Genomic DNA, 10,619 nt, shown 5'->3' with positions numbered 1-10,619 from the left:
GTTTGAGTTCGGGTGCATCCACACAGCCGAGCCGAACAGTAATTGTTTGCCCTTGCGGATTACGGACTCGTAACGTATCCCCATCACCCACGCTAACTACTGTCATCTTTGGGAGACTCGTTTGCGCTACAGTTGGTACTCCAGAAAGCAGAATTAATGCTGTTGCAATAATAGTTTTTTTGGTAGTTAGCATCTAAACTTTTACTGGGTTATAAGTATTATATTTAACTAATAATTTGGGATTGCACCGTGATCTAGATCAGTGCCAAAAGCTCAATTTATTTCCCACAATAGATAATGGTAAGTCTAATTCAGTAGTTACTATGCTTTTCCACCTTTGATTAGCATACCCAGTAATTATGTATAGTTAAACACTTGTATTATTTTTGTTCAGAGAAGTTATGCCAGAAGAAAAGACATATTTAGAGCTTTCCGAAGCTAGTGGAAGCTCCCACAAGTTTTATGAAGTCATAGTTCAAGATAACCAATTAACTATACGTTACGGTCGAATTGGCGACTATGGGCAAACTCAAACAAAAGCTTATGCCACTTCTGATAAAGCCAAAGCAGAAGCGAGTAAAAAAATTAAAGAAAAGCTCAACAAAGGCTACGAGATAGCTGTTATGGGTGTTCGCCAGAAGCGCTCTGTGACACGCCGCCAAGTCAGCAGTACCATTTCCACAGCTAAACAAGCTCCGATTGTTTGGAAGTTTGCCTCATCTTCAGCTGCTTTCGGGATTTTCATTGATGCCAAACGCTGCTGGGTTGGAAATCAGACAGGTCAGGTATTTGCTTTGAACCTTCAAGGTCAAGTGATAAATCGGTTTAAGCTTCCTGATGGTGTTAAATGTTTAGTTGCTGATGATATTTGGATTTATGCTGGTTGCGATGACGGCAATGTTTACGACCTGACTGGCAAGTTACCACGTCTGAGCTACAAAATTGATGAGAACGTTGATATTTTTTGGTTGGATATCAAAGATGGACTATTAGTTGTGCTCAAACCGGTACAGTTCCCCAAGCCCTAATTATTAAAGCACCATTAGGTGAAGGAGCCACACCCTCATCTGTTCTCGAAATTACTACAAATACAAGCTCTGGGGTCATTGTTGAGTGTTTCCGAGAAGGAAGTAAATTAAGAGTGCGTGTTGTTTCTAATGGGTATAATCCTAATTGGAAAGTGCAGTTTCCCAAGGATATTCGTGTTGAAGGTGCACGTTACCTTGTTCAAGAAATACGTGAATCAGCTAATGGCGGATTTTACCGTGTTTATGGTGATATCCAAAAATTAGTTTAGCTAGACTGTTGAAAAATTGGCAATTTCTATCGAACCTGATGTAGCAGAAATATTTCCAACTTCAGAAGCAGTTAACAAGGCTTTACGTTTTTTAATTAGAGTTACAAGTAGAACCAATTAAAATTCATTACTTTCAAGCGAAATCTCTTGCCAATCATTTGAATTACATCCCAAACCCTCGCATTGGCAAGTTTTGGATGGTTCTCTGACAAGCCAGAGTTTCCAACCTTGATTTTTGAGAGCATCGAATTGCGCTCTGGCTACTTCACTATTTTCATTGCACGGAATATTTAAGGTGATATGCCAAGATTTACCGCGCTTTTTACCTTTTACTCTCTCAAATTTTTGTTGTTTTAATTTAGTGGCTAACTTATTTAAAAGGTTACTGTTGAAAGAGACTCTATAGCCTAAATCATTACCGTTTTTATCCCGCTTTGTTTCAATCCAATAATTTTTGCCCTCAACCTTTTTACGGAAGCTGTATGGATGAGTGTTGTGAATTTCCTTTCATATACTTTTCAAAATGGCTTTCTGGCTCTTTTGACAAGCATGAGAATTACTAAATCCAGTAATGGTCAGATGGTAACCACCCCATTTAACATTTTCTTCATATCCTGGTGATAGATAAACAGCATATTTATGCTTGCGTGGTATGAGCATTACATTATTTAAAAACAGCTAACAGACCCAAATGGTTATACCGTTATAGGTGCGGGTTTTCTCCGCCCTTATATCCTTCCTAATGGCATTTTCTGGCTGTTAACATTAACATCATTTATAAAAATTTTATAGTTGTTGGATGATTACATTGTCTTCTTTGCTACTCCAACTCTCACAGTATGATGCCATATACCGCCACGTTGCCATATATGGTAAGTATCGTATTTTCCATCTCTCACATATTTAAATCTCATCCAATGTTGATCGTCTCTTGCTTGTAATAATGATGCAGCTTTAACCCGAATATCATCATGCCATGTATCATCAGTTTGCCAAACCTGTAAACAATGATGATTTACGCTATCAAGTTGACGAAATCGTATCCAATTTTCCTCATCTTTACCACGCAGCATTAAAGCTTTTTGAGCAACAATTGAACCATTCTCAATACCAGCTTTGACATTTGTAACTTCTGAAATAGCAGAGTTAGCCTTATCTTGAGTTTTTACTAACAAATCTTCAGTAAATTGTTTGGTATTTTTGAAGTCTGCTTTCGTAGCTTCTAGTTCTAGTTTAATAACTTTAAGCTCTGTTTGCGTAGCCTCCAATTCTTGTTTAGTAGCTTTAAGTTCTCCTTTTAGATTTGCATAATCAGATTTAAGTTCTCTAATATTCTCTATTTCTGCTTGTAATGCTTCCTGGGTACGTCTTAACTCCTCTATCGCTTTCTCGTAATATCCTAAAGGTGTTTTCCAACTTATTGAACCAGTTTTATTCATAAAAAACCTATAGTTACTTTATTTGCCTGTTAAAAATTTCGGTGAATACTGAGGCTCTAACATATAATTTTCTGTATGAGCATAATTTTTCATCGTATTACTCCAAAACTCAGCAAGTAAACCATACTTGAGCCAGTCTTCCATAGCTCGTCTTTTCAGGACTGGGGATTGTCTGGCTAAAGCAGCCATTCTCACTGCATTTAGTTGAAGTTGCCCATAAATATTTATTACTTCATCAATAGAAGTATTCTCACTCAACTTGCTTAGTTCATGGCACTCAGTTAATTGATAAAGCTCTACGTCAGAAAACATAGCACCAGGTTTCAGCCCTATTTTTAACCTTTGTCTACATTTATCCAGAGGGTTCGGTACACCATGAGCCAAATATTTTTTTATTTGACTTAGAATTAATTCTAGGTTTTCATTAAAAATTGCGTTAATTTTATCTATTAAAGTATCTATATCTTGCAACAACTTCTCTTCTAAAATATTAATTTCTTCAAAAATAACTTCAATTATTTTTTCAGTTTGACTTAATGCTTTAATTATCACGAAAGAAACTTGATTTATTCTATTTTCTAAATAAGCATCAACTTCACCAAAGGTTTCTCTTACAGCTAAGATAGCCGATTTGCGTATCTCATCAATTTCTTTGAGATTTTCCTTAACTTTATGATCGGCATCATTTATCAGTTTCTCAATATCACCTATAAGTTGAGTTTCTAATTTTTCAATATTAGTTATAAACTGAATTCCTAATTCATTAATTTGTTTTATCCGTTTTATAGCTATATAGTCTATTTTTTCAGCTAAAGAGTTAATTTTTTATTAAACAATTCGTTTAGTTCTTTACTGATTGATTTCGTAAAATCGCGTGAAATTTTCTTTGCTAAACGTTCTAATTTTTTAACAAAATCACTAAAAATCCATCCCAGCATTTGCATTAATCTTTCAATGCTTATTCAATAGTATACAATTTTAAAAATAACATTCATAAATAAATATGTCTAGCCTGAAGAAAGTTTTAAATAATTTTGCCTTGCCCAGCTTTAATTCAGCATTTACAAATAAATATTTTCTACTATAAAAAATAAATATTTATTTACACTTCCCCTTTATTTTAATCTTAATCTTTTTTTTCGCGCCGCATTTTAATGATTAACAAATGCTGCATCACCACAAATTTTTCATCACACCCCGATATCTGCAATACCTAAAAGTTATCATGATGCTCACACACCTCTATGCTTGTAAAACTAAAGACTAAAGATAGTTAAGCTGAGGCTAAAAAATAAGCTTAACCTTATGACTAGCTTAATGTTGGGTTTTAAACCTATCAAAATGCGAGGTTTAGAAGATGCAATCGCCCCCTCGCTGCTCACACCAGCCCTCACGCGACCCCAATAGTTTCATACTCATGACCGGACTATCGAAACAATGCCATCAGCATCATCAGCAAATACTATGCACCTGCTAACACTCGGCAAGCAAGTAGTTAAATGACCGCAGATGCTTCAGCCCAACAGTACATTCGCCATTTCAAGTTTTCACGGTACAACTGAAGCCGTTCCAACCATAATAATTAAATATAGTTATTTATGGCATTAATGCTGAAAAACATAAAGTATCTTTGTAAGAAGTGGGCTGCAAATCTGGGGTATAGTTAGCACACAAACTGATGTTTTTATAACCGTTTTCTTGTAAACAAGATATAAATTCATCCCTACCAAACCAATGCAGTGGAAAACTTTGAAGTTCAGTTGCTACTAGGTTGCCATTTAACCACTTTTCATAGCGAATGATCGTCAAGTTTAGTTGTTCTAAGGGGTCAATACTAGAAGAAGATTGCATGAGGATGATTGAGCCATCAGCACACTCAATTGGCTGCCATTGCTTAACGATGTTCTGGGTTTTGAAATCTTCAACTGGAAGTTCCAAATCAATAAAAATCTGCCCCTGTGGTTCCAGGTGTCGTGCAAAGGCTTGCAATGCCGCGATCGCAGCAGAGCGTGACAACAACATGAACGAGCCAAGGGTCACGACTATTGCATTGTACTTTCCAGGCAAATCCAGATTTTCTACCTCACCTTGATAAATGACAGGCTCCAAACCTCTTTCTAAACAATGTTTGCGGCAACAAGCCAGCATATCTGGTGAAGCATCGATTCCTTCAACGTTAAGATCTGCCGCCAGAAGTGGGATGAGTAGTCGTCCCGTACCCACCATGACTTCCAGAATTCTGCCACCAATTTTGGAAAGATGTTTTATGTAGTATGGAACGTCAGGGTATTGTCCACCAATGGGCTTGGTAATATCATATACTTCTGTGCATAAGGCTCCATATTTCGTTAGTGTCATCTTTAGCTTTCCATCTCACATTCAAACTCTATCAAACTTAATAGTTTTTGTTCTACCTGGGTTAAATATGGCCGCTTCAGTTCCCCCAAATACTTCAAAACTGCACGACCAGCTTCTTGCAAGGTTCTGACAGTGCAACTGAATTCGCCCATCACCCGCCACAGATATCTTCTCGAACCCCAACAGATAAACCCTTAATAGTCGTGTGCATGGGCGTTGATAGGAGCAATTTTGCACAGATGAATTTTATACATTAAGACTATTGGAAATCAGCTTTCCTTTTATAGGAAAAATAACGATTTAAATCTTTACTACTGACTATATAAACTGCCTTGCGGGGGACAAAATGGTCTAGAATGCTTATTTTACGGAGAGTGTAGCAATTTGTGGTAAAAGAAAAAGAGCATTCATTCGCAACAAGCTCTATTTAATGATAATATTACCAGAATTTTACGAAACGAATCTCAAGCGGGAATTGGGACGTGCAGAATATTTATTACTAAAAATCCTCATAAACTTATTACAATCTATTAAAACTGTTAGCGTTGAAGCACTGGCTACTGCTTTACCTACAGGGCGAACGCACGAGATTTCTGAAACCCTTGCTAGATAAGGATATTGACGAAAAAATAGACTAAATTTAAAAACGCCAAAACCCTTGCTATTAAAGGATTCTTATACTTTAGATGCGTTTGCCCTGGCTTTACCTATCCCCATATTATTTGAAAGTAGAAGAAAGAGAATCCAAAGATTTTTGTCTTTAAATTACATAAATATTGAAGAGATTTGGTTCCCCATTATTAGAAGCTGGCTAGAGATATATTTTCCTTTAAATGAAGTTATTTATCTGGTAATTGACCGGACTAACTGGGGCTGTATTAATCTGTTAATGATTAGTGTAGTTTGGGATAAAAGGTCTATTCCAATATACTTTCAGCTATTAGACAAATTGGGTTCAAGCAATTTTGATGAGCAAGAAGCAGTATTAAAAAAAGCATTACCGATTTTCAATAATTATAAAACTGTAGTGTTAGGAGATCGTGAATTTTGTTCGATAAAGCTGGCTAACTGGCTCACAAAGCAGAAAGTCTACTTTTGTTTACGTATAAAGAAAGATGCTTTTATAGAAATAGAGCCAGAAATTTGGCTGCAATTAAGAGATTTAGGTTTAGCGCCTGGTATGTCCTTCTTTTACCAAGGCATTAAATATACAAAATCTCAAGGGTTTGTTAGCTTTAATCTTGCTGCTAAATGGAAGCGTAAACGTTTGGGAGTTGCGCCGGAAGAAGCTTGGTTTATCCTTACCAATTTAGATGATTTAGATTCAGTTATTAGAGCTTATAAACAACGTTTTGATATTGAAGAAATGTTTAGAGATTTTAAGAGTGGTGGTTATAATTTGGAAGATACTAATGTATCAGGTCAACGGCTAATTTCCCTAATATTATTAATCTCGCTTGCCTATACTGCCGCAACCATATCTGGTCAAAAAACTAAACGTATGGGTGTTCAAAAATATGTTGGACGAATTAAAGAATCTAACCGGATTGTTCGACGACATAGTAGTTTTTATATTGGTCTTTATGGCCACAATTGGGTCAATTTCATGGAAAATTCTTATGAGTTAGTCACTGAATTATTGAGATTAAGTCCTAATAAGCGTAAGTACTACCAGCAAGGAGAGAGGGCTATGAGGCTTATTCTATCTGCATCCTAGCCCTTTTTGTAGCCCCGCAAGATAAACTGCAATAGCAGCACTGAAAACAGCCATGATCAAACTTCCAACAATCAAGGCAGCAGGGAGCTTTGAACTTAGGGCAAGAACTATTGTTATGAGACTGACCACCAGTAAACTATAGATGCCTACCAAAAGCCATTTTGCCCATTTCTTTCCCTGGATCGCAAAGTACATCACGACAACAGTTAGTAAGATCCGACCAATTGCCCAGCGATCTTGCGCCGCAATTACCAAGGCAACATCCAGAATGCAGAGCAATAGAAACATCGCCAGTAATCTGTTTCGAGCTTTTAATGCAGATTGAGCGGGCTGGATCATGGTTTATCAATGAGGTGGGGACATTAATACTTACTAGGTTTTTGAAATAGCACAAATTCGATATTTCAGCTTTTTACCTATGCAGAGTTAGCCAACTGACTAAATATGAATATTTAAAACTAACAAATAGAACAGATAAACTAGACGTTATGCTTAACATATATTTTTGCATATTCATATTATTAGATTCGATAACTTGACAGAGGTAATTGCTTTTAATTATTTGTACAAATAATTATATCTGCTTTAGTGAGATGGCTATTTTTATACTAGGCTTAAAAAGCTATGTTTATCTTCTAATATAGGATTTCTCAATAATTCTTCCCAATACCCAAACAACCAGAACAAACCGTTATCACCTAGCAATGGGGAATAGTTATCCGGGTTTTTCCCCAAAAAACTGGAATTTAACGCCTGAAACAACCAGATTTCTTGCGGCTGACAATAGCAGTAAGCGTCAAGCATCATACAAATATCACCGCAACGACTGAAATCTGTATTTTGTTTCCAAATCTGTAACTCAATCCAGAGTCTCAGTATTTATTGGCTAACTTGAGACTGCAAGATTTAGTGATATTTCTCAATCAATATTTTATGCTGCAACACTTTTCCCACCAAGCCTTAGTAAAATCAACTATTGTCGGATGTCTGCTTGTTTCTAGTGCGCTAATTCCCTTAAAATCTATCGTTGCTAAGGAGCAAATTTTGACTACGCCACAAGCAAAGACGATCGCTCAACAGGTGCGTCAAGATGCGCTCGCCAAAGAGAAACTCGATAACACTGCAAAAATCGTTCAAGTTGAGCGAGTTGGTAAGGGCGATATCTGGATGTATAATCCTGTACCTGACTGGAAAATTGTGAGTGCCGATCAGCGTCAAAGCTCGGTCTATTTCACCACTGATAATGGTAACTTTAGAGTCTTGATGCAAAGGAATGGACAAAACATCCATTCTCTGGTCAAACCTGCCCAAGAAGTACCGCCAACGGCAATGATCGCAGCAGCGATTCGCCAGGCCAAAGAGTGGGGCTATCCTGGACAACCCTTATTAACTAATATTTCATCTAAAAAGACAACTTGGGCAAGCGGTTGTGAGAATGTTTCGGCTCCTTATGCTTGCGATCCCATTGTTCGCCAAGGCTGGAAAATTACCATTCCCCACCAACGCGAACGTTGGGTGTTTCAGGGTGAAACATCTGAAGATTTACAATTGATTGCACGTAGTAATTCTGTTGTGGAACGCGGCTTACCAATTCAGGTAGGTAACGACATCAAGCGCATCGCCAGCAAACACTTGCAAATCTTACCCTCAATTGTTCTGATTACTAAAATCGAGCCTCAAACCTTTAGTGATAGCTGTTTAGGATTAGGGAATTTAGCCGAATCCTGCGCTCAACAAACAATCCGGGGCTATCGGGTGACGGTGGCGGGAAAGTCGCAAGCACGGCAAATATATCGGATTAGCAATGATCAAGTTCATATTCGCACCGAAGCACTCGCCGGACTTCCCACCCGCACTGATGAGCTACCAACGGAGATCGCTCGCACAGTGTTCAACGCGGCGCAATCAGACTTGCAGCAACCCATTGCCAATCTCAGCATTACCCAAGTTGCACCAAAATTCAATTGTTTCCGCAGTCCCACGGCTGCACCTAATGAACCTTGCTTACCAACGCAGCACCTTGAGGCTTGGAACGTCACGGTGACAAATTTTCAGAAATCACTGACTTACACTGTTAATCTCAACGGAAAGATTCTTAGCAAACGATAGATATAGCAAAGTGCTGAGTGCTGAATTTGGGTAATACTCCAATAGGGTTGTTAGGCGGTTTTGATACATAAATACTTAGCATAGGCCACACTATTGTAATTAGCTTCAACGATTTGAAAACCTGCTCTGACTAACATTACTTCAATAATCCATCCAATAGATCAGCTTTTGCACTTTTATCCAAAAACGGTATCACAGGTTACTATTTTTTGGCGATTGCCCGGAGCGCAGTGCCGAAGGCAATCGCAAAAGTTTTCGGTCTACTGAGGTTAGGCAAATTAGTGTTCTTATTGTGATAGTCGCTAGAAAACCCTTCATAAATCAACCGACCTTGACTATCCACAATCGCCAATTCACTTAATTCCGGTTTCCCCTCAGTATCTACAACTACAAAGTCCATATAACCCTGACTACTTGCAAGCTATAGCAAAATTAACATAAGTAATGGTGAATGGGTATAATTTATGGCAATGAAATCAGTAGAGGTGAACAATTGTCAGCACGAAACTAATGAGTACGCGCAACTCAACGGAAATAGCAAGCAGTGTGACTGTTGCACCTACTTGGTCACAGTCAGTATTGGGTGTGTCGGGTTTCCTGGTATCTTAATCTGCCAGTTCATAGCGTCATTAAAGTTTCAGTCTCCTCATGGGGTAATGGTTTGTGGAAACTGGCTAAGTCTTTATCATTAACAATCATGTAAACGTTTTAGTCCCCTCACGGGGTAATGATTGGTGGAAACGCAGCCCCCAGCAGGATGAGAACTACTGGGCTGGTAGTTTCAGTCCCCTCACGGGGTAATGATTGGTGGAAACCGCCGAAAACTGTGGGTACTCACTCCCTCAATTTTTAGGTTTCAGTCCCCTCACGGGGTAATGATTGGTGGAAACTTGAGCCAAGCTTTTAGCTTAATTGGAGGAGTAAAAAAGTTTCAGTCCCCTCACGGGGTAATGATTGGTGGAAACCTCCCGTGGATAGACAAGATATTTGTGTACGGAGGAGGAGTAGTTTCAGTCCCCTCACGGGGTAATGATTGGTGGAAACCCAGCCTTTCCCCCAGATGCAACCGAGCAATGGTGTTTCAGTCCCCTCACGGGGTAATGATTGGTGGAAACCAATAGGATTAACCTCATCTGTACTTGTTTGAACTAGTTTCAGTCCCCTCACGGGGTAATGATTGGTGGAAACCTGAAAGACCTGATGGGACAAAGATTCCAATCGGCAGGTTTCAGTCCCCTCACGGGGTAATGATTGGTGGAAACGGTCTAAAACTTCTTTAACACTCTCGTCAAATAAGAGTTTCAGTCCCCTCACGGGGTAATGATTGGTGGAAACCGCTCGGTGCTGAAACTGTTACAGAGCAGGCTTCCTGGGACGCATTTTGACGGGTCGAAAATTGTGGTCATTTTCAGCCTCTCTTATTGCAAGTAATTTGCAACTATCCCAATTGTTGAAACGCTGTAATTATTACATTGTCAAGGTTCTGGCGATTCTGACGAGTCCCCGGCGTTTTTGACCCCGCTTCGACTTGTCATTCATCAAGCTGATACAGCAATGATATGCCGATTACTGAGGTTTGTCGATAGCTGTTTCGACTGTATTTTGCTTGAGAGCTTTACGAGCTAACTTGACGTAAGTTTTAACGGTTCAAGGGGCGACAATCGCCTGTAAACCAAGCCAGCTAAAGGTTTTGGGCTTA

At 38.6% G+C, this 10,619-nt stretch carries 10 protein-coding genes, 2 pseudogenes and 1 CRISPR repeat array; of the genes and pseudogenes, 5 read left to right on the top strand and 7 right to left on the bottom strand.

The window, feature by feature from the left end; genetic code table 11:
* A partial coding sequence (locus tag AC5JL8_RS38385; protein ID WP_495884912.1) for a thermonuclease family protein occupies positions 1–193 on the bottom strand: 193 nt, incomplete at its 3' end.
* Between the two features lie 208 nt (positions 194–401).
* Between AC5JL8_RS38385 and AC5JL8_RS38380 the strand changes: the two genes are divergently transcribed.
* Entirely contained in the window at positions 402–1,028 is a 627-nt protein-coding gene (locus tag AC5JL8_RS38380) for a WGR domain-containing protein (protein WP_495884911.1), read from the top strand.
* Positions 965–1,297, top strand: a complete 333-nt coding sequence (locus AC5JL8_RS38375) for a hypothetical protein (protein WP_495884913.1) — start codon at positions 965–967, stop codon at positions 1,295–1,297. Before AC5JL8_RS38380 ends, AC5JL8_RS38375 begins: the two co-directional genes overlap by 64 nt.
* An 803-nt stretch (positions 1,298–2,100) precedes the next feature.
* Here the strand turns inward: AC5JL8_RS38375 and AC5JL8_RS38370 are convergent.
* The 3 genes from AC5JL8_RS38370 to AC5JL8_RS38360 all read right to left on the bottom strand — a co-directional run bounded on the left by AC5JL8_RS38370 (position 2,101) and on the right by AC5JL8_RS38360 (position 5,094).
* Positions 2,101–2,736 carry a coiled-coil domain-containing protein gene (locus tag AC5JL8_RS38370; RefSeq protein ID WP_495884910.1) on the bottom strand — a complete coding sequence of 212 codons (636 nt, stop codon included), beginning with the start codon at positions 2,734–2,736 and terminating at the stop codon, positions 2,101–2,103.
* Between the two features lie 18 nt (positions 2,737–2,754).
* Positions 2,755–3,288, bottom strand: coding sequence for a hypothetical protein (locus AC5JL8_RS38365; RefSeq protein ID WP_495884909.1), 534 nt, complete (start codon positions 3,286–3,288; stop codon positions 2,755–2,757).
* A gap of 1,044 nt (positions 3,289–4,332) precedes the next feature.
* On the bottom strand, positions 4,333–5,094 hold the full coding sequence (locus AC5JL8_RS38360) for a class I SAM-dependent methyltransferase (protein ID WP_495884908.1): 762 nt from the start codon (positions 5,092–5,094) through the stop codon (positions 4,333–4,335).
* Between the two features lie 436 nt (positions 5,095–5,530).
* Between AC5JL8_RS38360 and AC5JL8_RS38355 the strand changes: the two are divergent.
* Positions 5,531–5,656 (top strand): annotated as a pseudogene (locus AC5JL8_RS38355) (IS4 family transposase); the annotation flags it as partial.
* A 63-nt stretch (positions 5,657–5,719) separates the two neighbouring features.
* Positions 5,720–6,811, top strand: a pseudogene (locus AC5JL8_RS38350) (IS4 family transposase); the annotation flags it as partial.
* On the opposite strand, the gene AC5JL8_RS38345 reads toward AC5JL8_RS38350, so the two are convergent.
* Both AC5JL8_RS38345 and AC5JL8_RS38340 read right to left on the bottom strand, forming a co-directional pair.
* Entirely contained in the window at positions 6,797–7,150 is a 354-nt protein-coding gene (locus AC5JL8_RS38345) for a hypothetical protein (RefSeq protein WP_495884907.1), read from the bottom strand. The pseudogene AC5JL8_RS38350 and the gene AC5JL8_RS38345 sit on opposite strands and share 15 nt — an antisense overlap.
* Positions 7,151–7,414: 264 nt before the next feature.
* Positions 7,415–7,618 carry a hypothetical protein gene (locus tag AC5JL8_RS38340; RefSeq protein WP_495884906.1) on the bottom strand — a complete coding sequence of 68 codons (204 nt, stop codon included), beginning with the start codon at positions 7,616–7,618 and terminating at the stop codon, positions 7,415–7,417.
* 126 nt (positions 7,619–7,744) lie between these two features.
* Here AC5JL8_RS38340 and AC5JL8_RS38335 point away from each other — a divergent pair, with 126 nt between their 5' ends.
* The gene (locus AC5JL8_RS38335) at positions 7,745–8,920 is read left to right on the top strand and encodes a DUF8738 domain-containing protein (protein WP_495884905.1); all 1,176 of its coding nucleotides are present in this window, start codon (positions 7,745–7,747) and stop codon (positions 8,918–8,920) included.
* Between the two features lie 202 nt (positions 8,921–9,122).
* On the opposite strand, the gene AC5JL8_RS38330 is transcribed toward AC5JL8_RS38335, so the two are convergent.
* Entirely contained in the window at positions 9,123–9,320 is a 198-nt protein-coding gene (locus AC5JL8_RS38330) for a hypothetical protein (protein ID WP_495884904.1), read from the bottom strand.
* A 234-nt stretch (positions 9,321–9,554) separates the two neighbouring features.
* Positions 9,555–10,255: direct repeats of the CRISPR family, unit length 37 nt; unit sequence GTTTCAGTCCCCTCACGGGGTAATGATTGGTGGAAAC.
* Positions 10,256–10,619: the final 364 nt, after the last annotated feature.

Source organism: Mojavia sp. (genome assembly GCF_059505145.1).
This window is presented reverse-complemented; position numbering and strand designations above follow the sequence as displayed.

Excerpts from the sequence above, each read along its gene's own strand:
- AC5JL8_RS38380 (WP_495884911.1), top strand. The coding sequence starts at position 402 with ATGCCAGAAGAAAAGACATATTTAGAGCTTTCCGAAGCTAGTGGAAGC.
- AC5JL8_RS38370 (WP_495884910.1), bottom strand. The coding sequence starts at position 2,736 with ATGAATAAAACTGGTTCAATAAGTTGGAAAACACCTTTAGGATATTAC.
- AC5JL8_RS38335 (WP_495884905.1), top strand. The coding sequence starts at position 7,745 with ATGCTGCAACACTTTTCCCACCAAGCCTTAGTAAAATCAACTATTGTC.
- AC5JL8_RS38360 (WP_495884908.1), bottom strand. The coding sequence starts at position 5,094 with ATGACACTAACGAAATATGGAGCCTTATGCACAGAAGTATATGATATT.
- AC5JL8_RS38330 (WP_495884904.1), bottom strand. The coding sequence starts at position 9,320 with ATGGACTTTGTAGTTGTAGATACTGAGGGGAAACCGGAATTAAGTGAA.
- AC5JL8_RS38340 (WP_495884906.1), bottom strand. The coding sequence starts at position 7,618 with ATGATGCTTGACGCTTACTGCTATTGTCAGCCGCAAGAAATCTGGTTG.
- AC5JL8_RS38345 (WP_495884907.1), bottom strand. The coding sequence starts at position 7,150 with ATGATCCAGCCCGCTCAATCTGCATTAAAAGCTCGAAACAGATTACTG.